The organism is Arthrobacter sp. YAF34, from assembly GCF_052113245.1.
Taxonomy (GTDB): Bacteria; Actinomycetota; Actinomycetes; order Actinomycetales; family Micrococcaceae; genus Arthrobacter.
The window spans coordinates 341,924-362,139 of record NZ_JBFRCV010000001.1; the positions used below are offsets into that span (position 1 = coordinate 341,924).

Below are 20,216 nucleotides of genomic sequence, written 5' to 3' on the forward strand. Positions count from 1 at the left end.
TTATGTGCGGTCCCGGTTCAGCGCATGGCTCACGGTACCCAGCAGGGAACGGAACCGCTCATTGTCCGGCAAGTCATCGATCAGCACGGCACCCTCGGGACCGGCAAGCGGGATGCGCCAGTTCGGGTACTCGGTGCTGGTGCCGGGCTGGTTCTGGGTCCTGGTCTCCCCCACGGCGTCCACGAGCGCCACGCCTAGCAGCACTGAAGGGGCCAGCGCCGTGTACGCGTACAGCGCCTCGACCGTGGACCGGACGTCTGTGCCGTCGGTGTCCCCCAGCAGACCGCGCGCACGGACTTGGCCGAGCACGGCCTCCTGCTCAGCCGCCGCCTCGGCGCGTTCCTCCCCCACCGGCCGCCGCAGCAGCCCCAACGATTCGCGCAGCGTGACGTGTTCCCCGGCAAGGTAGCCCGCCGTCGGGGGCAGATCGTGGGTGTTGACGCTGGTCAGGCATTGCTCACGGTAGTGTGCCGGCGGAATGGGGCCGTCGGCGTCGTGTTCGAACCAGAGGATGGACGTGCCGAGTATCCCCCGCTCGGCCAGGTAGTCGCGGACCCAGGGCTCGAACACGCCCAGGTCCTCGCCGATCACGACCGCCCCGGCCCGTTGCGCCTCCAGAGCCAGGATGCCGATGAGGGCCTCGTGGTCGTAATAGACGTACGTGCCGTGTTCCGGCCCGGTGCCCTCGGGGATCCACCAGAGCCGGAACAGGCCCAGGATATGGTCCACCCGGATGCCGCCGGCGTGGCGGAGCACGGTCCTGAGCATGTCGCGGTACGCCGCATAGCCGGATTCGGCCAGCCGACCAGGGTGCCACGGCGGCTGGGACCAGTTCTGGCCCTGCTGGTTGAACATGTCCGGCGGTGCGCCGACGGTAACGCCCCTGGCCAGGACGCCAGCCAGGGTCCAGGCATCAGCGCCGCCGGGTTTCACGCCGACCGCAAGATCATGGACCACACCGATGGCCATCCCCGCATCAAGCGATGAACGCTGGGCCGCCTCGAGCTGGACGTCGCATTGCCACTGGAGCCAGCGGTAGAAGCCGATCCGGGCGGAGAGCTTTGACCGCTGGTCAACGCAGTAGGGCGTCGACGGGGTCGCGGCCGACCCGGTCCATTCGGGGGACGACGGCGGCAGCTGTTCGGCGAGCGCGCACCACAAGGCAAAGTCCTCGAGACCCTGCCCCTGCTCCGCGCAGAAGTCGGCGAACTGGCGGTTCCGGGCCGGGCCGCGGCGGACCGCAAACACGAGTTCCAGGGAGGCCAGCTTCGCCGTGTAGCTGGCGTTGCGGTCCAGCAGGTCCGGTGACCGGTTGGCCCCCCTCACGCCCTCCGCCAGGCGCCTGACCTCGGCCTGGCCGGCGGCGTCCAGGTAACCGAATTCCAGGATCTCCTCAACACGCAGGTAGAGCGGGTTGAAAAAACGCCGCGTGGTGGGGAGGTACGGTGAATCCTCCACGGGCGGCGCCGGTTCGGCGGCATGCAGGGGGTTGACCAGCACAAAGCCGGCCCCCTGCTCCCCCGCGACCTCGGCGAGGTCGGTGAGGTCGGCAAAGTCGCCAATTCCCCACGACCGGGAAGAACGCACGGAGTAGAGCTGGGCCGTCAGCCCCCAGCTCCGCCGTCCCGCGAGCCGCGGCGAAGGGCGCAGCCGGCCGGGTGTCACCACCAGCGGACACTGCGCCAGGGTGCCGTCGGCGTCGGCCATCAGGGTGTGCCAACCGAGGCCGAGGTGGGCAGGGACGGCGAACGTCGCACGGCCCGTGAGAACGCCGTCGACGTCGACCGGCTCGTCCCAGTTCTCGCGCTGCACGGCCTCGTGCCGGCTGCCGTCCTCGGCGTCAACCCAGACGCGGACGCTGCTTCCGTGCGGGACATGGACGTCCACGCCGATGTCCTGCCCCTCCCTCACCACAAGGACCGGGGGAAGGACGCGCCGCCACGGCGCCAGCCGGCGATTCGCCAGGGAGCGCTGCTGTTCCTCGGCCTCGGTGGCCGGGACGCCCAGGGCCGCCAATACGGACCGGAGTGTGCCGGCCGCGACGGAGCGCTGCACTCCGTCCCAGCCCCAGTAACTGGTGCCTACACCGTGGGCCGCGGCAAGTTCGCACAGCAGCGCGTCTGCCGGATCGGGGTTCGCGGGGTAGCCGGGGTTCTCGTGCTGCGTGGGGTCCGCCATGCGCCCACTCTAGACGCTGGACCCGCGCCCCGCGCCCCGCGCCCCCTCCGCGGATCTGGGATTCGCCTACGAGTTCCCCGAGTCCTTAGAGTACAAGCGGCGGCCCCGTTTAGACGCGGCCCCAGCCTCCGCGCTAGCCTTGCACCCTATGGTTGACGTCGAACGGTTCCGGATCCTCCTGCAGGAGGAGCGAGACCGGAAGCTTGCCCTCCTGCCGGCCCTCCGCGGGGACATCACCTCGGTGAACGCCGCCCGCCGGGATCCCAACGTCGACGACGAACACGACCCCGAGGGCGCCACGATCGCCTTCGAACTGTCCCAGGCAACGGCGCTCCTGGAGCAGAGCAGGGCCGGCCTGGCACAAATTGACGCCGCACTCGTCCGGATGGACCACGGCACCTACGGAATCTGCGAAGTGTGCGGCGCCCCCATCCCCGAAGGCCGGCTGGAAGCCAGGCCGGCGACGCCATATTGCCTTCAGCACGCCTCGGGCAGGCCGTGACCATGTTCAGTGTGCCGGCGAAGTTCAGTGTGCCGACGGAACCGAACCTCGCGCAGACCTGGTGGGACCGGATCGTTGCCGGATTCACCCACGCCCCCAGCCCGCACGTGACCAGCACGGAACTGGTGGTGGTCATCCTGCTGGCTGTAGCCGTATCGCTGCCACGCCTCACCTGGCGCTACTTTGGCCTGCTCGCCACCGTGACGCACGAACTCGGCCATGCGTTCGCCGCCCTCACCACCGGCCAGCGGATCGGCGGCATTCGGCTGGGCCTGGACCACTCCGGCACCACCACGACGTACAGCAGGAGCCGCCCCGCCGCCGCCTGGTCCACGTTCTGGGGCTACCCGGTGCCAGCGGTCGTTGGCGCGGTGATGGTGTGGTGCGGTTTCAACGGCTGGGGCCCGGCCGCCATGTCGGTGGGCACCCTGATCCTGCTGGGGTCATTTCTCCTCCTTCGCAACGGCGCCGGCATCCTCATTACCGCCGCCGCAGTCCTGGCCGCCGCTCTCCTGGTGCTGTTTGTGCCGCCGGTGTTCAACGGCCACGTCATGATCGTGCTGGGTCTGGCGCTGCTGGTCGCCGCCGTGCGGGACCTCGGCAAACTGGCCAACGTCCATCTCCGGCACCGCGAGAGGCTCTCGACCTCGGACGCCCATCTGCTTGCCCGGGCCACCTCTGTCCCCGCCGCCGTCTGGATCGTGCTCTTCGCCGCCGTGGTGGCCGGCGCCTGGTGGTTCGCCTGGCAGCCGATGTCACTGGTGTTCACGGCCGTATTCGGACAGTTCACCCCCCGGCCTTAGGCTGGGACCATGAGCCAGACGACCCACACCGATGACCCGGCATTCAGCACCAAAGGCGCCTACGTGACCGGCGGCGAGGAATTTACCCGGGACACCAACTACATTGAGGACCGGATCACCCGGGACGGCACCCCCGGCAGCAACGGCGAACCCGGCTGGCCCGTGCAGCCTGGCCGCTACCGCCTTATCGCGGCGCGCGCCTGCCCGTGGGCCAACCGCACGGTCATCGTCCGGCGGCTGCTCGGTCTCGAGGACGTCATCTCGCTGGGCCAGCCCGGCCCCACCCACGACGCCCGGTCCTGGACCTTCGACCTCGATCCGGACGGCCTGGATCCGGTCCTCGGCATCGAACGCATCCAGGACGCCTACTTCCGCCGCTTCCCCGACTACCCCCGCGGGATCACCGTCCCGGCGATCGTGGATGTCCCCAGCGGGCAGGTGGTGACCAACAACTTCCCCCAGATCACGCTCGACTTCGCCACCGAATGGATCCAGTATCACCGCCCCGGCGCGCCCGAACTGTATCCGGAGCACCTGAGGCCGGAAATCGACGCCGTCAACAAGCGCGTCTTCACGGAGGTGAACAACGGCGTCTACCGGTGCGGCTTCGCCGGTTCCCAGGAAGCCTATGACGCCGCCTACGACCGGCTCTGGACGGCCCTGGACTGGCTGGAGAAGCGCCTCACCGGGCAGCGGTACCTCGTGGGCGACACCATCACGGAGGCCGACGTGCGGCTCTTCACCACGCTGGTCCGCTTCGACGCCGTCTACCACGGGCATTTCAAGTGCAACCGGCAAAAGCTCAGCGAAATGCCGGTGCTGTGGGCCTACGCACGGGACCTCTTCCAGACCCCCGGCTTCGGCGACACAATCGACTTTGTGCAGATCAAGCAGCACTACTACATCGTCCACGAGGACATCAACCCCACCGGAATCGTCCCGCGCGGGCCGGAACTGGGCAGCTGGCTCACCGGCCACGGCCGCGAAGCACTCGGCGGCCGGCCGTTCGGCGACGGCACACCCCCGGGACCGGTCCGGGCCGGCGAAGAGGTTGCCCCGGGACACGGCGCAGCCTGAAGCCGCCGGCGCCGGGGACGCCGCTAGGGTGTTGGACATGAACACGGGGTCCATGGAACACACAGCTCAGCACCTCTCGACCGGCTTTGCCACCCGGGAGTTCACCGAAGTGCGCGAGCTGTTCGACTCCTTCCTTTCCGAGGACCAGGACTACAGCGCGCAATTGTCCGTCTACCACCAGGGAACGAAGGTGGTGGACCTTCGCGGCGGCCCGGGGTTCGCTCCCGGCGACATCACGGGCACGTACTCCTGTTCCAAGGGTGCCGCCGCCATGGTCATCGCCCTGCTCGTCCAGGACAACCTTCTCGACCTGGACCGGACCGTCGCGTCGTACTGGCCGGAGTTCGGCGTCCACGGCAAGGACCTGCTCACCGTCCGGCAGGCGCTGTCCCACCAGGCCGGGCTGCCCGGCGCCGCCGGCGGGTTCGCCCTGGCCGACTTCACCACACCGGAGGCTGCCCGGCGTCTCGCGGCCACCGCGCCACTGTGGCGGCCGGGCACGGCTTTCGGCTATCACGCCTTGACCATCGGGATCCTCATGGAGGAACTCTGCCGCCGCACCGCCGGAATGCCGCTCCAGCGGCTCTACGACGAGCGTATCCGCCGGCCCTGGGGCATCGACTTCTTCCTGGGCCTGCCCGAGGACCAGGAGCCCCGGTACCGCGAGGCGCTCTACGACGCGGACCCGGTGCCGCCGTGGCTGGATCCGCTCAGCCTGGACGGGCTCAGCAGCAACGCGCCGGTCAGCACGATCATGGAGTTGCCCAACCACCGCATTGTCCGTGCCGCGGGAATGAGCAGCGCCGGCGGCGTGGGCTCGGCCGACGGACTGGCCCGGTTGTATGCCGCCGCCACGACCGGGGTGGACGGGGGTCCCGCGTTCCTGAGCCCGGTCACCATCGACCTTATGGCGGCTGAGCAGGTGTGGGGGCTGGACCGGTGCTCCGGATCGGACAACGCCTTTGCCGTGGTGTTCATGAAACCCCAACCCGGACGGAACTTCGGCAGCCACCTCGCCTTCGGGCACGAGGGCGCCAACGCGGCCCTCGGCTTCGCGGATCCCGGCTACGGCCTGGGATTCGGGTACGTGCCGCGCCGCAGCGAAGAAGGCCGGACCAGCGGCCGGGCCCACCGGTTGTCCGCGGCAGCGCGCCAGGCCGCCCACGCCGCGTCCTGACCGGGCAACTGCAGGCTCCCGCGGCACCGCACCGGGTTCGTCCATTTGTAGCAGCAACCACCCGGCCCTAGGGTGAGCCGGGATGGCCAATTCAGAAGAGACAACAGAAAAGCCGCCCTCCTGGCTGCGCATACGGGCCCATAGCGCTGCCAGCGGCGTCGCCGCGGCGCTCGTGTGGCCGCGGCTCCAGCTGGCCGTGAAGGCGGCGCTGGCCGCGGGCATCGCCTTCGCGATCGCCCCCTACATGCCGGGCTCCGCCGCCGACTACCCCTACTACGCCCCGCTCGGCGCCCTGGTGGCCATGTACGAGAACGTCGCCGGTTCCATGCGCCAGGGCCTGCAGGCGCTGGTCGGTCTGGCGATCGGGGTGGGACTGGCGTTCATGCTGTTCAGCCTCGGTCATCCGACTCCGCTGACGGTCGCGGTGGTCATGGGCCTGGGCGTAGTCCTGGCCGGGCTGCCGAAGATCGGCTCGGGCCGGGACTGGATCCCGACGGCGGCCCTCCTGGTGCTGCTGGTCGGCGGCCACAACCCGGACTCGTTCTCGTTCGGGTACCTTTTCCAGATGGCGGTCGGCGTCACGGTGGGCATCGTCGTGAATCTGCTGGTCTTCCCGCCGCTGCACTTCCGGGCCGCTGCCCTGAGCATCGTGGAACTGCGCCAGGCGCTAGCCCAGCAGCTCTGGGACATGGGCAAGGCGCTCAAGGAAAGCTGGCCGCCGGAGCATGTTGACTGGTCCCGCCGCTCCGAATCGCTCGCGGCGCACGCCCGCTCAGTGCGGCTCGCCGTCGAGAAAGCTGACGCCAGCCGCCGGGCCAATCCCCGCCGCCGGCTGCATCCGCGCGACATCAACCTCGACTACCGCAACCTCCGGGACCTCGAGCGGCTCACGTTCCACGTCCAGGACGTCACCCAGGTGCTCTCGGACGTCATCTGGGCCGAGGACACCCCGTTCGTGATCCCGGACGAATACGCGGCACCCCTCGGTGACGCCATGTCCGCCGTCGGCGACGTGCTGCGAGCCACGGAGGAGGACAACCCGGACCGCCAGACCGAGCTGGCGCGCACCGCCGACGCGGCGGTCAACGAGCTCACCGCCAGGCTTGGCTCGGAGCCGCACACCACTGACGCCCCCAGTGCGGTGGAATCCATCCTCTTGAGCCTGCACCGCATGCTGCGGGTGGCGAAGCCCGGCCGGCCGGAAGAGGAACCGGCGGACCCGTCCGAAACCCCCTCCGCAACCTAGGCAGCTGGCAGGCACCCGGAAGGCGCATCCCGCTAAGGGTGACCCCACAGCCGGTGCCGCCGTCAGCCGGTGTGGCAACGGCTAGTCCAGCGCCGCGACCGAACCGCTGAAGTGCCGGCGCCCGGACAACGGGTTCCACGCCACGTAGTCCGAACGCTGCCAGCCGCCGCCCTCGGCCTGGACCGTGCTGATGTCCAGCGCCACCCGGGCGGGAAGGAACACAGGCGCCTCAAAGGCCACCTCCCAGCTGAACGCGTCACCTTTGACGGCACCGACGTCCGCCAGTGCCCGCGACGCGAGGTACATGCCGTGCGCAAGGGACCGTCGCATACCCAGGGCCTTGGCCGTCAGGACGCTCAGGTGGATGGGGTTGAAGTCGCCGGACACGGCGGCGTAGGCGCGCCCGGTGTCCACGCCGAGCTGCCAGAGGGCCGTGGGATCCGGAACCGAGAACGGCGGCGGTGTCACCGGCACCGAGGGCTTGTCGATCCCGGGAAGGAAGACTCCCTTGGCAAGGTAGGTCGAGACCCCCCGCCACCGGACTTCTTCTGTCCCGGCGGCATGGACCTCCGTCACGACATCGAGCTGGGTGCCTGTCCGGTGACCGCGCAGGTTCTCCACGCGGGCCCGGATGTCCAAGGCCTCCGTGAACAGGACAGGCCCGGACTGCACCACCTTGTTCGTCAGGTGGATCATGCCCAACAGGGGCAGCGGGAAATCGTCCCGGTTCATCACGCTCATGGCCAGCGGAAACGCCAGGGCGTGAATGAACCCCGCGGGCAGGATATCGCTCGCGGTCTCGCCGATCAGGTGCTGATACGCCGTCAGGTTGGCGACGTCGGCCCGCACGCCACGGACCTCGTGGGTGTAGGCGGGCAGTTCGGTGCCGCCGTGGGTGCCCAGGACCCGGCGCCGTGCCGCGGCGGCGGCCGCGTTGACGTAGAGCTTGGACAGGGCGGGCATCTCTCCCAGGATGACGGTCTGGAAACCGCTCATGCGCCCACCAGGTTTTGCCCGCAGACGCGCAGCACCTCTCCGGTGATCCCGCCAGCGGCGTCGCTGGCCAGGAACGCGATGGCCTCGGCCACATCCCCCGGCTGGCCGCCCTGTTGCAGGGAATTGAGCCGCCGCGCCACCTCGCGGGTGGCGAAAGGGATCCGGGCCGTCATCTCGGTTTCGATGAACCCCGGAGCCACGGCGTTGATGGAGCCGCCGCGCTCGCCGATGAGAGGGGCCGTGGCGCGGACCATGCCGATCACACCGCCCTTGGAGGCCGCGTAGTTGGTCTGGCCGCGGTTACCCGCGATCCCGCTCGTGGACGCCACGGACACGATCCGCGGCGCGTCGCGGAAGTGCTCCGAGGCCAGGAGGGACGCGTTGATCCGCAGCTGCGCGGCGATGTTGACCGCGATCACCGAGTTCCAGCGGCCCGCATCCATGTTGGCAAGCAGCTTGTCACGGGTAATCCCGGCGTTGTGGATCACGATGTCTAGCCGGCCGTGGCGGGCCACGGCGTGGTCGATCATCCGCTGGCCGGCCTCGGCGTGGCTGATGTCCAGCTGCAGGGCCGTCCCGTGGACCTCGTTGGCCACGGCTGCGAGGTGGTCGCCGGCGGCCGGGATGTCGACCAGGATGAGCGTGGCCCCGTCGCGGTGCAGGGTGCGGGCAATGGCGGCGCCGATGCCGCGGGCGGCCCCGGTCACGACGGCGACCTTGCCCGCCAGCGGCTTCTCCACGTCGTCCGGCAGGTGCCCGGCGCCGGAGGTGACGGTCAGGAACTGCCCGTCCACAAACGCCGATCGGCCGGACAGGAAGAACCTCAACGCCCCCAGTGTCGAGGGACTGGTGGTCCCGGCGCCATCAGCGAGCAGGATGCCGTTCCCGGTGGCGCCGGCGCGCAGTTCCTTCGCCACCGACCGCAGGAGACCATCGACGCCGTGCCGGGCCGCCGCCGTCGCCGGGTCGGCCGCGGACCCTGCCGTGCGGGACACGGTGATGATCCGGCCGTTGGGAGCGAGGTCGCGCAGCGAGGCCGCAACTGTGAGGACCGGGTGTTCCAGGTCCTCGGGGCGGGCGAGTTCGTCCAGCACCAGAATCACGGCGCCGAGCTTTTCCTTAGGGATCGCGTGGCGGCGGACGTCGAGGTTCCAGGCCAGGAGGGTCGCGGCGAGGCTGTCGGCGCCGCTGGTGGAACCCTGGACCAGGACCGGTCCCTCGACGATCGGGCGGCCGGGCTGGTGGCGGCGAAGGACCACGGGCTGCGGGAGCCCGAGCCGCTTGGCGATGTCCCGGCCGGGCCCGTGGCTGACGAAGCGAATGTATTTGTCGTTCATCGGGCTCCCCTTACAGTGCTTCGAGGATGGCGACGACGCCCTGGCCGCCGGCGGCGCAGATAGACACGAGCCCGCGCGCCGGGCGCCCGTTGACCTCGCCCTTGGCGTGCAGCATCTTGGCCAGCGATGCCACGATCCGGCCGCCCGTGGCGGCGAACGGATGCCCCGCGGCCAGCGATGAGCCGTTGACGTTCAATTTGGACCGGTCGATGCTCCCCAGTGCACCGTCCAGGCCCAGCCGGGTGCGGCAGAACTCCTCGTCTTCCCACGCGGCCAGCGTGCTCAGGACCGTGCCGGCAAAGGCCTCGTGGATCTCGAAGAAATCGAAGTCGTCAAGGGTGAGGCTGTGCCGGGCGAGCAGCCGCGGCACGGCGAACGCCGGCGCCATGAGCAGGCCGTCCTTGCCGTGGACAAAGTCGACGGCGGCGGCTTCGCCGTCGACCACCGCGGCGAGCTTCGGGAGGTCATGGGCGTCGGCCCACTCCTCGGACGCGAGCAGTACGGTCGAGGCGCCGTCGGTCAGCGGGGTGGAATTGCCCGCGGTCATGGTCGCCTCGGCACCGAGGTTCTTGCCGAAGACCGGTTTGAGCGTGGCCAGCTTCTCCAAGCTCGTATCGGCCCGCAGGTTGGAGTCCCGGCTCAGGCCCCGGTAAGGGGTCAGGAGATCGTCGAAGAAACCGGCGTCGTACGCGGCGGCAAGATTTCGGTGGCTGTTGAAGGCGAGTTCGTCCTGGGCCTGGCGGGTGATCTTCCACTGCGCGGTGGTCAGGGCCTGGTGCTCACCCATCGAGAGCCCGGTGCGCGGCTCCCCCGTGTTGGGAGCATCGGGGGCAAGATCCTTGGGCCGGAGCCGGCTCAGGACCTGCAGCTTCCGGGACACGGTCTCGGCGCGGTTGAGGTCCAGGAGCACCTCGCGGAGCCCTTCGCTGACGGCGATGGGGGCATCCGACGCCGAGTCGACGCCGCCTGCGATCGCCGACTCGATCTGGCCCAGCTTGATCTTGTTTGCCAGTCCCAGGACCGTTTCCAATCCTGTGGCGCAGGCCTGCTGGAGGTCATACGCCGGCGTCTCGGCGGACAGGGCTGATCCGAGAACGGCTTCCCGGGTGAGGTTGAAGTCGCGGGAGTGCTTGAGGACGGCTCCGGCCGCGACTTCCCCGATCCGCTCGTCCTGCAAGCCGAAGCGTGCGATCAGTCCATCCAGGGCGGCGGTGAGCATGTCCTGGTTGGAGGACTTGGTGTAGGCGCCGCCGGTCCGGGCGAAGGGGATGCGGTTGCCGCCTACAACGACGGCCTTCCGGAGCTGCGCCGCGGTGGCGCCGCCCCCTGTTGCCGTCCCTGGTGAGGTCGCTGCTCCGGTCGACGCGGCGGTCGGTTCCTGGGGTCCGGGTACTGACTGTCCGTTGACGGACATGGGCTGTCTCCTTCGATCAAAGCGGTTACCGATACCCAGCGTACCTGATACGCTGGGTATCGTGAACACTTCCCACGCGACTCCGCCGGACGCCACGGCACCCGGCGGACACACCGCCGTCGACGGCCGCGCCTCCCGCTGGCAGTCCCACCGCGAGGAACGGCGCCGGGAACTTATCAAGTCCGCCCGGAAGGCCGTGCACGCCCTGGGGAGCGACGCGTCGATGGAAGACATCGCCGTCGCGTCGGGAACGTCGAAGTCGGTGTTCTACCGCTATTTCGGTGACAAGGCCGGGCTCCAGCAGGCCGTCGGCGAGGTAGTCCTCAGCCAGATGCAGCGCCGCATCCAGGAGGCCGCCCAGAGCGCCCAGACGCCACGCGAGGGACTCTTTGCCATGGTCTCGGCCTATCTGCAGATGGCCGAGACCAGCCCGAACGTCTACACCTTTGTCACCCGCCACGCCCCCGGTGACGCGGAAGCGTCCGGTCCGTCCATCTCCACCGCAGGAGCACTGAGCCACTTCTTCGCCGCAATTAGCGACATGATTGCCCGGCCCATGCGCAGCCAGCTGGGCGGTGGCGGGAACAAGGAAGCTGTGATCGGCTATTGGCCGAATGCCGCGATTGGCCTGGTGCGCAACGCCGGGGAACAGTGGCTCGCCAGTCCGCCCGGGCCCGCCAAGCCGGACCAGGAGGCCATGGCGCGGCAGATCACGGACTGGCTCTGCTTCGGGATCGCACCGGAACTGGAGACCCCTGCTCCGCCTGCCGCGGGCCAGGGCACGTCCCCGCACTCACCTACCGGTCCCACGACTACGAACTGAATTGTCAGAACCAAAGAAGGAATCGACATGACCGAACTCGCCGACCGCACCGCCGCCAACGCGCCGGGCCGCACAACAACGCCGGCTCCAGCCCCGACCGCCACCGCAGCCGGACGCTCCGGCGCCGGGTCCGGCTCCCTTGAGGCACCCGCCGTCGACGTGGCCGCCCTGGGCGAACAGCTGCTCGGCAAATGGGCCGACATCCGCCGGCACGCCCGCGCGGTATCCGGACAGCCGGAACTGCACAAGGTCGAGGGCCTGACGCACACCGAGCACCGCCGGCGCGCCTTCGGGCAGCTGGAGCACCTAGTCCGCAACAAGGCCGTCCACCGGGCGTTCCCGTCCTCGCTTGGGGGCAACGATGACCACGGCGGCAACATCGCGGGCTTCGAGGAACTGGTCACCGCCGATCCTTCCCTGCAGATCAAGGCCGGCGTCCAGTGGGGCCTCTTCGGCTCGGCCGTGATGCACCTGGGCACGGAGGAACACCACAAGAAGTGGCTGCCGGGCATCATGAGCCTGGCGATCCCCGGCTGCTTCGCCATGACCGAGACCGGGCACGGCTCCGACGTCGCCAGCATCGCCACCACGGCCACGTATGAGCCGGGCACCGGCGAATTCGTGATCCATACCCCGTTCCGGGCCGCGTGGAAGGACTACATCGGCAACGCCGCGGTCGACGGCCTGGGCGCGGTCGTCTTCGCCCAGCTCCTGACCAAGGGCGTCAACCACGGCGTGCATGCCTTCTACGTGGATCTGCGCGACCCCGACACCAAGGAATTCCTGCCCGGGATCGGCGGCGAGGACGACGGCGTCAAGGGCGGCCTTAACGGCATCGACAACGGCCGGCTCCACTTCACGAACGTCCGCATCCCGCGCACCAACCTGCTCAACCGTTACGGCGACGTCGACGCCGAGGGCAACTACACCTCCCCCATCGCCAGCCCGGGGCGCCGCTTTTTCACCATGCTCGGCACCCTCGTCCAGGGCAGGGTCTCGCTCGACGGCGCCGCCGTGGCCGCCGCCAAGCTCGCGCTGAAGACCGCCATCCGGTACGCCACCGAGCGCCGGCAGTTCAATGCCTCCTCGCAGACCGACGAGGAGGTCCTGCTGGACTACCAGCGGCACCAGCGCCGGCTCTTCACCCGGCTCGCAACCACGTACGCGGCCAGCTTTGCGCACGAGCAGCTGCTTGAGAAGTTCGACGACGTCTTTTCCGGCCGGCACGACACGGACGAGGACCGGCAGGACCTCGAGACCCTGGCCGCGGCACTCAAGCCGCTCAGCACCTGGCACGCCCTGGACACGCTGCAGGAATGCCGCGAGGCCTGCGGGGGTGCCGGCTTCCTGATCGAGAACCGCTTCGCCTCCCTCCGCGCCGACCTCGATGTCTATGTGACCTTCGAGGGCGACAACACGGTTCTGCTGCAGCTCGTCGCCAAGCGCCTGCTCGCCGACTACGCGAAGGAGTTCCGCAACGCCAACGTCGGGGTCCTGGCCCGCTACGTCGTGTCCCAGGCGACCGGCACTGCACTGCACCGCAGCGGCCTGCGCCAAGTCGCGCAGTTCATGGCCGATTCCGGCTCCGTGCAGAAGGCGGCGATCGCCATCCGCGACGAGTCAAGCCAGCGCGCCCTCCTGACCAACCGGGTCCAGACCATGGTCGCGCAGGTCGGCGCGGCGCTCAAGGGCGCCAACCGGCTTCCGCAGCAGCAGGGCGCGGCCCTGTTCAACGCACACCAGCATGAGCTCATCGAAGCCGCCCAGGCGCACGCTGAGCTGCTGCAGTGGGAGGCCTTTACCGAAGCCCTCGGCAACGTCACGGACCCCGGCACACACAAGGTCCTGACCTGGCTGCGTGATCTCTTCGGCCTGTCGCTCATCGAGAAGAACCTGGCGTGGTATCTGATGAACGGCCGGCTGTCGATGCAGCGCGGACGCACCGTGGGCGAGTACATCAACCGGCTCCTCGTGAAGATCCGGCCGCACGCCGTCGACCTCGTGGACGCCTTCGGTTACGGACCGGAGCACCTGCGCGCGGAGATCTCCACGGGGGCGGAGAAGGTCCGCCAGGACGAGGCCCGGGCCTATTCCCGGGCACAGCGCGCCAGCGGCGATGCCCCGGTGGACGAGAAGATCCTGCTGGCCCGCAAAGGCCACGGCACCAAGAACCACGGCAGCAAGAACCCGGCCACCAAGAACCGCGGCACCAAGACCCGCGGCACCAAGACCCGCGGCGCATAAACGCACGGCCCCCGAGCCCGGCCGGGCACAGCGACGGCGCCGTCCCTGAACGGGGGCGGCGCCGTCGTCGCGCCTTCTTGGCGGGAGCGGTCAGGAGTCCGTCGGGAGCACGGAGCGGTAGACCTCGAGCGTGGTCTCCGTGATGGATTCCCAGGAGAAATGCTCTTCGGCCCGGCGCCGGCCGGCTTCACCCATGGCGCGCGCCCGGTCGGGATCGGACACCACCTCGGTCAGCGCGGCCGCGAACTCGGTGACAAACTTCTCCGGATCGAGCGGGGTGCCCGTGCCGTCGGTGACCTGCTCCAGGTCCACGAGCAGGCCGGTCACGCCGTGATCGACGACCTCCGGAATGCCGCCGGTGGCGCTGGCCACCACGGCGGCGCCGCAGGCCATCGCCTCGAGGTTCACGATGCCGAGCGGCTCGTAAATGGACGGGCAGGCGAACGCCGTCGCGTGGCTGAGAACCTGGATGAGCTCATTGCGGGGCAGCATCCGCTCCACCACGACCACACCGGTGCGCTTGCTCTGCAACTCCTCGATGAGGCGTGTGGTCTCGGCCGCCAGCTCCGGCGTGTCGGCGGCGCCGAGGCACAGGACCAGCTGGACGTCGGCCGGCAGCTTGGCGGCGGCACGGAGCAGGTACGGCACGCCCTTCTGCCGCGTGTTGCGCCCGACGAACACGACGCTCGGCAGCGACGGGTCGATCCCGAGGGCCCGGACGACGTCGTCGCCCTCGTCCCGGTTCCACAGGCTGACGTCAATGCCGTTGTGGACCACCTTGACCTTGGCCGGGTCAACGTCCGGATAGCTGCGCAGAATGTCCTGGCGCATGCCTTCGGAGACGGCGATGATGGCGGCCGCGGACTCGTAGGCGGTCTTTTCCACCCAGGATGACACCGCGTAGCCGCCACCGAGCTGCTCGGCCTTCCACGGGCGCAGCGGCTCCAGGCTGTGGGCGCTCAGCACATGCGGGATGCCGTGGAGCAGCGCCGCGATGTGTCCGGCCATGTTGGCGTACCAGGTGTGGGAGTGCACCAGATCCGCGCCGGCGATGTCCGGGACGATCCTCAGGTCCACCCCGAGGGTCTGGATGGCGGCATTGGCGGAGCCCAGGTCTTCGGGCACGGAGTAGGACGTGACCGTCGCTCCGTGGTATCCGGGCTCGCGGGGCGCGCCGAAGGCACGCACCTGTAGGTCCACACGCTGGGCCAGCACCCTGCTGAGCTCAGCCACATGGACTCCGGCGCCGCCGTAAATTTCCGGCGGGAATTCTTTGGTCACAATATCTATTCGCACATGCACCAAGGTAGTCGTTACGGTGGAACTGATCTAGTGTGAAGACGTTCGGGCATGCCGGACTGTTTTGGGGAGTAACGAAGGCGTTCAGGAGCGATCACCATGCCGCATCAAAAGAAAGTCTTGGCAATTGTCCTCGCAGGTGGCGAGGGAAACCGGCTCATGCCGTTGACGGCAGACCGGGCCAAGCCGGGCGTGCCCTTTGCCGGAAGCTACCGGCTCATTGACTTTGCCCTTTCGAACCTGGTGAATTCCCGGTATCTGCAAATTGTGGTGCTGACGCAATACAAGTCGCACAGCCTTGACCGGCACATTTCCGAAACGTGGCGCTTGTCCACCCAATTGGGCAACTACGTGGCCTCCGTTCCGGCGCAACAGCGCGTCGGCAAGAGCTGGTTCCTGGGCAGCGCCAACGCCATCTACCAGTCCCTGAACCTCATCCACGACGCCAACCCGGACATCGTCGTCGTGGTCGGCGCGGACCACGTCTACCGCATGGACTTCTCCCAGATGGTGGCCCAGCACGTGGCCAGCGGGGCCAAGGCCACGGTCGCCGCCGTCCGCCAGCCGCTGCACATGGCCGACCAGTTCGGCGTGATTGAAACCGACCCGGACAACCCGGACAAGATTGCCGCCTTCGTCGAAAAGCCGTCCTCCACGCCCGGCCTCGCGGCCGACCCGAGCCAGTTCCTGGCCTCCATGGGCAACTACGTGTTCGACGCCGACGCCTTGGTCGACGCCCTGCACGTGGACGCCGAACGGCTGGACACCAAGCACGACATGGGCGGGGACATCATCCCCTACTTCGTCAACAAGGGTGAGGCCGGCGTGTACGACTTCACCCTCAACGACATTCCGGGATCCACGGAACGGGACCGCACCTACTGGCGCGATGTCGGCACCATCGATTCGTTCTACGACGCCCACATGGACCTCATTTCCCCGGTGCCGGTGTTCAACCTTTACAACTCCGAATGGCCGATCTACACCCGCCAGAGCGTCTCCCCGCCGGCCAAATTCGTCCGCGGCAAATCCAACACGGTGGGCACCGCCCTCGATTCCATCGTCGCCAACGGCGTCGTCGTTTCGGGCGGCATCGTGGAGGGCTCCGTACTCTCCAACGACGTCTACGTCGGCACCTCCAGCCGGGTGCTGGATTCGGTGCTCATGGACAAGGTCAACGTCGGCGAGGGTGCCGTGATCAAACGCGCCATCCTCGACAAGAACGTCAAGGTTCCGGCCGGGGCCGCCATCGGACTCGATGCCGATCTGGACCGTGCCCGCGGGTTCAAGGTGACCGAGTCCGGCATCACTGTCCTGTCCAAGGGCCAGGTTGTGCCGGACCCCAGCGACGCGGAACGGGCGCTCTCCGCCGCTAACCTGCGCCTCGTGCCGCATGCCGTCCGCGCCGCCACCGAAAACTGGCCGGAAATGCGGGACTCTGTGGACAAGGTCGCCGATGCGCAGGCCGCCGCCGTCGGCGTGGACTCCGAAGGCAAACGCTCGACCAAGGCCTACTAAGACGGGCGCCCTGCCGGAGGTCCGGCAGGGCACCCGTTGCCTGTAAAATTGGGACAATGAGCTCTCCCGATCTATCCGCCGATCTTTCCGCTGCCGAGTTGACTGCAGCCGAACCGGCCGCTGACGAGCTGTCCCCGGAGGAAATCCGGGCCTGCCTGAAGGTCCTGAACACCATCCACGCGTACGACGAGGAACACCCGGACTACGTCTCGGTCCGCCGCGCCACGGGGAAGATGTTTAAGGCCGTCAAACGCCACCGCCGGGTCAGCAAGCGCGACGAGATCGCAGAAGCGGACCGCGCCGTCATTGCGCAGACGGCGACGGCGGCACCGGACAGGATTGACGACGAGACGAGGGGCAATAAGCTTGCCCCGTCCGCGACCGGAGAGATCGCCGGCCATCTCCTCAAGTCCCGGCCGTGCTACATCTGCAAGCAGCACTACACCCAGGTGGACGCTTTCTATCACCAGCTGTGCCCGGAGTGCGCGCTGTTCAGCCACAGCAAGCGGGACGCGCACACCGACCTGACCGGCCGCAGGGCCCTGCTGACCGGCGGCCGGGCCAAGATCGGCATGTACATCGCGCTCCGGCTCCTCCGGGACGGCGCTCACACCACCATCACCACCCGGTTCCCTAAGGACGCTGCCCGCCGCTTCGCCGCGATGGAGGACAGCGCCGACTGGCTGCACCGGCTTCGGATCGTGGGCATCGACCTCCGCGACCCGTCCCAGGTGATGGCGCTGACCGATTCCCTCGACGCTGCAGGGCCCCTGGACATCATCATTAACAACGCGGCCCAGACGGTGCGGCGCTCCGGGAACGCCTACAAACCGTTGGTCGACGCCGAGGACGAGCCGCTGCCCGCTGCGCTCGAGGCCGCCAACGGGGGCCCCGAGCTCGTCACCTTCGGCCACGCCCATGACAAGCACCCGCTGGCCCTCGCCAGCACCGTGCTCGAGCATCCCGTACTGGCCGGGGACGCGATCACGTCCCTGGCCCTGTCGACCGGTTCGGCTTCCCTGGAGCGCATCGCCTCGGGCACCGCGATCGATGCCGGCGGCCTGGTCCCGGACCTTGCCACGATCAACAGCTGGACCCAGGTGGTGGACGAAGTGGACCCGCTGGAGATGCTCGAAGTCCAGCTGTGCAACGTGACGGCCCCGTTCCTGTTGGTGAGCCGGTTGCGTGGAGCCATGAAGCGGTCCACGGCGCGCCGGAAGTACATCGTCAATGTCAGCGCCATGGAGGGCCAGTTCTCCCGTGCCTACAAGGGCCCCGGGCACCCGCACACGAACATGGCCAAGGCGGCGCTGAACATGATGACGCGCACCAGCGCCCAGGAGATGCTCGACGCCGACGGCATCCTCATGACCGCCGTGGATACCGGCTGGATCACGGACGAGCGCCCGCATTACACGAAGGTCCGCCTCATGGAGGAAGGCTTCCACGCACCCCTTGACCTGGTGGACGGCGCGGCCCGCGTGTACGACCCGATTGTGATGGGCGAGTCCGGTGAGGACCAGTACGGCGTCTTCCTGAAGGATTACAAGCCCAGCCCCTGGTGACAGGTCCGTCGGAGCGGACCCGGCCCCGCGGCGCTTAGGCTCGCGCTGCGGGCCTTATGGCCCTAATCGCGACGCCGGGCGGTAGGTAGTGTGTCTCTTCATGGACACAACCACGCCCTCGCCGGACTACTCGCTCACCATGGACCAGTGCTGGGTTCTGCTCGATACTGAAACCATTGGGCGGGTCGCGCTGATCGTGGACAGCCATCCGGAGATCTTCCCGGTGAATTTTGTTCTGGAGCGGCGCGCGATTGTTTTCCGCACCTCCGGCGGCACGAAACTGTGGGGTGCCATTACGGCCAAGCCGGTCGCCTTCGAGATCGACGGCTATGACGCGCACGACGAGACGGCGTGGAGCGTCATGGCCCGCGGCGAAGCCGAACTCATCGAACGCCAGGACGAAAAGGACGCCGTGGACGCCCTGCTCCTGGAGCCGTGGCAGCCCGGTGAGAAGGCCTACTACGTGCGGGTGGCCCCCAAAGCACTGACCGGGCGGCGCTTCAAGGTCAACAAGCCCGACCTGTGGACCACACGCCTCTCCGATCCACGCCGTTCCACGTTCGAATAAGGTGCGGCTCCGCCGTCAGGCCTTCTCCGCCGAATGCACCACCAGCACGGGGCAGTGCGCATGCGCCACACAGGCGGAGCTCACTGAGCCCATAAGCAGGCCGCCGAACCCGCCATGGCCGCGCCGGCCCAGGACCAGCATGTCCGCGGACTTGCTCTCCTCGATGAGCACATGGCGGGGATGACCCTGGCTGAGCCGGGTCTCGACATTCCCGGGAGTATCCAGACCAAAGGCCTTCGCCACGGCCTCGGCCAGGATTTCCCCGGCCCGGACGTCGAAGTCATTGATTCCGACGGCGACATAGCCGTCATACACCGGCGGGTAGTCCCAGCACGCCAGCGCGACGACGTGAGCGGACAGCGGCACAGCGAGGGCCTGCGCGTGCCGGAGCGCATCCACCGAAGCGTCCGAGCCGTCAACGCCAACCACGATTGTGCGGACGTCCCTGACTTCGCTCATCGATTTCCCTAACCTCGTAACGGCCGGGCATTGCTCCCGGAATGGCGCCGCTCCCATAATTCCGCCCGCACAGCCGAGCGCCTAGGGCCAAAAGACATGAACGCCCGCGGCCAATTTGGACCCTGCGCACCTCGGAGCGGCGGCCGGTGGGCATTATGACCCTTGTCCGCGGCCCCGCAGTGCACAAGAATGGCAGAGGTTGGGGAACCATTTGACTCAACGAATCAACGGTTTAAGCGACCGGACAGGAGAACCATGATCGCGTGGACCGACGCAGGTCTCACTGCACCCGATGGTACGCCGGCGGTGATCCGCGTCTTCATCCTCGACGACCACGAACTCGTCAGGCGGGGGCTCCAGGAACTCCTCGAAGGCGAGGGCTTCGTCGTGGTCGGCAGCTCCGGAACCGCCGTCGAGGCCACCCGCCGCATCCCGGCCCTGCACCCCGATGTCTGCGTGCTGGATGCCCGTCTGCCGGACGGAACCGGCATCGAGGTCTGCCGCGACGTCCGGTCGGTGGACCCGTCCCTGAACTGCATCATCCTGACGAGTTTCGACGACGATCAAGCCTTGCGCGGCGCCGTCCTGGCCGGCGCGCGGGGGTACGTCCTCAAGGAGATCGGCGGCACGGACCTGATCGGCGCCCTGCGGCGGGCCGCCACCGGGGAGTCCCTCTTCGAGGAAGGCGTCGCCGCCGGTGTCGTCGAGAGCCTGGCCGAGACCGAGGAAGTCGACCCGCGGACCTCATCCCTTACGCCCCAGGAGCGGAAGGTATTGGAGCTGGTCGGCGGCGGACTGACCAACCGGCAGATTGCCGCGGAAATGTTCCTGGCGGAAAAGACCGTCAAGAACTATGTGTCATCGCTGCTGGCCAAGCTCGGCTTCGAACGCCGCACCCAGGCTGCTGTCTTCATCGCCAGCCCGACATACCCAGTGGCCTCCGGCGCGGGCGACGCACCACGGCCGCACAGCGTCAGGTAGCCTCCCGGGACGCGCCTGCGTTGTCATGT

The 20,216-nt window shown here is 68.5% G+C and carries 17 protein-coding genes; 11 read left to right on the plus strand and 6 right to left on the minus strand.

Going from position 1 to position 20,216, the window contains the following annotated elements:
• Positions 1 to 2,178, minus strand: a complete 2,178-nt coding sequence (gene malQ / locus AB4Y72_RS01640) for a 4-alpha-glucanotransferase (RefSeq protein ID WP_441424430.1) — start codon at positions 2,176 to 2,178, stop codon at positions 1 to 3.
• Positions 2,179 to 2,326: 148 nt separating this feature from the next.
• On the opposite strand from malQ, the gene AB4Y72_RS01645 reads away from it, so the two are divergent.
• The 5 genes from AB4Y72_RS01645 to AB4Y72_RS01665 all read left to right on the plus strand — a co-directional run bounded on the left by AB4Y72_RS01645 (position 2,327) and on the right by AB4Y72_RS01665 (position 6,983).
• Positions 2,327 to 2,680, plus strand: coding sequence for a TraR/DksA family transcriptional regulator (locus AB4Y72_RS01645; protein ID WP_441424431.1), 354 nt, complete (start codon positions 2,327 to 2,329; stop codon positions 2,678 to 2,680).
• Positions 2,681 to 2,682: 2 nt separating this feature from the next.
• Complete coding sequence (locus AB4Y72_RS01650) at positions 2,683 to 3,483, plus strand: M50 family metallopeptidase (protein WP_441424432.1); 801 nt, start codon at positions 2,683 to 2,685, stop codon at positions 3,481 to 3,483.
• 9 nt (positions 3,484 to 3,492) lie between these two features.
• On the plus strand, positions 3,493 to 4,560 hold the full coding sequence (locus AB4Y72_RS01655) for a glutathione S-transferase family protein (protein WP_441424433.1): 1,068 nt from the start codon (positions 3,493 to 3,495) through the stop codon (positions 4,558 to 4,560).
• A 52-nt stretch (positions 4,561 to 4,612) separates the two neighbouring features.
• Positions 4,613 to 5,737: a serine hydrolase domain-containing protein gene (locus AB4Y72_RS01660; protein ID WP_441424434.1), complete on the plus strand. Its 1,125-nt coding sequence runs from the start codon at positions 4,613 to 4,615 to the stop codon at positions 5,735 to 5,737.
• Positions 5,738 to 5,819: 82 nt separating this feature from the next.
• Entirely contained in the window at positions 5,820 to 6,983 is a 1,164-nt protein-coding gene (locus AB4Y72_RS01665; protein ID WP_441424435.1) for an FUSC family protein, read from the plus strand.
• Positions 6,984 to 7,064: 81 nt separating this feature from the next.
• Here AB4Y72_RS01665 and AB4Y72_RS01670 read toward each other — a convergent pair whose 3' ends face one another.
• The 3 genes from AB4Y72_RS01670 to AB4Y72_RS01680 are packed head-to-tail and all read right to left on the minus strand — an operon-like array spanning position 7,065 to position 10,730.
• Positions 7,065 to 7,979 (minus strand): MaoC family dehydratase, encoded by a 915-nt coding sequence (locus tag AB4Y72_RS01670; RefSeq protein WP_441424436.1) that lies wholly within the window; start codon positions 7,977 to 7,979, stop codon positions 7,065 to 7,067.
• Positions 7,976 to 9,316 (minus strand): 3-oxoacyl-ACP reductase, encoded by a 1,341-nt coding sequence (locus AB4Y72_RS01675; RefSeq protein WP_441424437.1) that lies wholly within the window; start codon positions 9,314 to 9,316, stop codon positions 7,976 to 7,978. The genes AB4Y72_RS01670 and AB4Y72_RS01675 overlap by 4 nt, the downstream gene beginning before the upstream one ends.
• 10 nt (positions 9,317 to 9,326) lie before the next feature.
• Positions 9,327 to 10,730 carry an acetyl-CoA C-acetyltransferase gene (locus tag AB4Y72_RS01680; RefSeq protein WP_441424438.1) on the minus strand — a complete coding sequence of 468 codons (1,404 nt, stop codon included), beginning with the start codon at positions 10,728 to 10,730 and terminating at the stop codon, positions 9,327 to 9,329.
• Between the two features lie 61 nt (positions 10,731 to 10,791).
• Between AB4Y72_RS01680 and AB4Y72_RS01685 the strand changes: the two genes are divergently transcribed.
• Both AB4Y72_RS01685 and AB4Y72_RS01690 read left to right on the plus strand, forming a co-directional pair.
• Positions 10,792 to 11,553 (plus strand): TetR family transcriptional regulator, encoded by a 762-nt coding sequence (locus tag AB4Y72_RS01685; protein WP_441424439.1) that lies wholly within the window; start codon positions 10,792 to 10,794, stop codon positions 11,551 to 11,553.
• Positions 11,554 to 11,580: 27 nt separating this feature from the next.
• Positions 11,581 to 13,797 carry an acyl-CoA dehydrogenase family protein gene (locus tag AB4Y72_RS01690; RefSeq protein WP_441424440.1) on the plus strand — a complete coding sequence of 739 codons (2,217 nt, stop codon included), beginning with the start codon at positions 11,581 to 11,583 and terminating at the stop codon, positions 13,795 to 13,797.
• 90 nt (positions 13,798 to 13,887) lie between these two features.
• Here AB4Y72_RS01690 and glgA read toward each other — a convergent pair whose 3' ends face one another.
• Positions 13,888 to 15,093 carry a glycogen synthase gene (glgA, locus tag AB4Y72_RS01695; RefSeq protein WP_441424441.1) on the minus strand — a complete coding sequence of 402 codons (1,206 nt, stop codon included), beginning with the start codon at positions 15,091 to 15,093 and terminating at the stop codon, positions 13,888 to 13,890.
• Between the two features lie 102 nt (positions 15,094 to 15,195).
• Here glgA and glgC point away from each other — a divergent pair, with 102 nt between their 5' ends.
• The 3 genes from glgC (at position 15,196) to AB4Y72_RS01710 (ending at position 18,747) form a co-directional block, all read left to right on the plus strand.
• Positions 15,196 to 16,614, plus strand: a complete 1,419-nt coding sequence (gene glgC, locus AB4Y72_RS01700; protein WP_441424442.1) for a glucose-1-phosphate adenylyltransferase — start codon at positions 15,196 to 15,198, stop codon at positions 16,612 to 16,614.
• Positions 16,615 to 16,670: 56 nt separating this feature from the next.
• On the plus strand, positions 16,671 to 18,179 hold the full coding sequence (locus AB4Y72_RS01705; RefSeq protein WP_441424443.1) for an SDR family NAD(P)-dependent oxidoreductase: 1,509 nt from the start codon (positions 16,671 to 16,673) through the stop codon (positions 18,177 to 18,179).
• 100 nt (positions 18,180 to 18,279) lie between these two features.
• Positions 18,280 to 18,747 (plus strand): pyridoxamine 5'-phosphate oxidase family protein, encoded by a 468-nt coding sequence (locus tag AB4Y72_RS01710; RefSeq protein WP_441424444.1) that lies wholly within the window; start codon positions 18,280 to 18,282, stop codon positions 18,745 to 18,747.
• Positions 18,748 to 18,762: 15 nt separating this feature from the next.
• Here AB4Y72_RS01710 and AB4Y72_RS01715 read toward each other — a convergent pair whose 3' ends face one another.
• Positions 18,763 to 19,206, minus strand: a complete 444-nt coding sequence (locus AB4Y72_RS01715; protein WP_441424445.1) for a universal stress protein — start codon at positions 19,204 to 19,206, stop codon at positions 18,763 to 18,765.
• Between the two features lie 255 nt (positions 19,207 to 19,461).
• On the opposite strand from AB4Y72_RS01715, the gene AB4Y72_RS01720 reads away from it, so the two are divergent.
• Positions 19,462 to 20,187, plus strand: a complete 726-nt coding sequence (locus AB4Y72_RS01720; RefSeq protein ID WP_441424446.1) for a response regulator — start codon at positions 19,462 to 19,464, stop codon at positions 20,185 to 20,187.
• The last annotated feature ends 29 nt before the right edge of the window (positions 20,188 to 20,216 follow it).

Excerpts from the sequence above, each read along its gene's own strand:
- malQ (WP_441424430.1), bottom strand. The coding sequence starts at position 2,178 with ATGGCGGACCCCACGCAGCACGAGAACCCCGGCTACCCCGCGAACCCC.
- AB4Y72_RS01645 (WP_441424431.1), top strand. The coding sequence starts at position 2,327 with ATGGTTGACGTCGAACGGTTCCGGATCCTCCTGCAGGAGGAGCGAGAC.
- AB4Y72_RS01650 (WP_441424432.1), top strand. The coding sequence starts at position 2,683 with ATGTTCAGTGTGCCGGCGAAGTTCAGTGTGCCGACGGAACCGAACCTC.
- AB4Y72_RS01655 (WP_441424433.1), top strand. The coding sequence starts at position 3,493 with ATGAGCCAGACGACCCACACCGATGACCCGGCATTCAGCACCAAAGGC.
- AB4Y72_RS01660 (WP_441424434.1), top strand. The coding sequence starts at position 4,613 with ATGGAACACACAGCTCAGCACCTCTCGACCGGCTTTGCCACCCGGGAG.
- AB4Y72_RS01665 (WP_441424435.1), top strand. The coding sequence starts at position 5,820 with ATGGCCAATTCAGAAGAGACAACAGAAAAGCCGCCCTCCTGGCTGCGC.
- AB4Y72_RS01670 (WP_441424436.1), bottom strand. The coding sequence starts at position 7,979 with ATGAGCGGTTTCCAGACCGTCATCCTGGGAGAGATGCCCGCCCTGTCC.
- AB4Y72_RS01675 (WP_441424437.1), bottom strand. The coding sequence starts at position 9,316 with ATGAACGACAAATACATTCGCTTCGTCAGCCACGGGCCCGGCCGGGAC.
- AB4Y72_RS01680 (WP_441424438.1), bottom strand. The coding sequence starts at position 10,730 with ATGTCCGTCAACGGACAGTCAGTACCCGGACCCCAGGAACCGACCGCC.
- AB4Y72_RS01690 (WP_441424440.1), top strand. The coding sequence starts at position 11,581 with ATGACCGAACTCGCCGACCGCACCGCCGCCAACGCGCCGGGCCGCACA.
- glgC (WP_441424442.1), top strand. The coding sequence starts at position 15,196 with ATGCCGCATCAAAAGAAAGTCTTGGCAATTGTCCTCGCAGGTGGCGAG.
- AB4Y72_RS01705 (WP_441424443.1), top strand. The coding sequence starts at position 16,671 with ATGAGCTCTCCCGATCTATCCGCCGATCTTTCCGCTGCCGAGTTGACT.
- AB4Y72_RS01710 (WP_441424444.1), top strand. The coding sequence starts at position 18,280 with ATGGACACAACCACGCCCTCGCCGGACTACTCGCTCACCATGGACCAG.
- AB4Y72_RS01715 (WP_441424445.1), bottom strand. The coding sequence starts at position 19,206 with ATGAGCGAAGTCAGGGACGTCCGCACAATCGTGGTTGGCGTTGACGGC.
- AB4Y72_RS01720 (WP_441424446.1), top strand. The coding sequence starts at position 19,462 with ATGATCGCGTGGACCGACGCAGGTCTCACTGCACCCGATGGTACGCCG.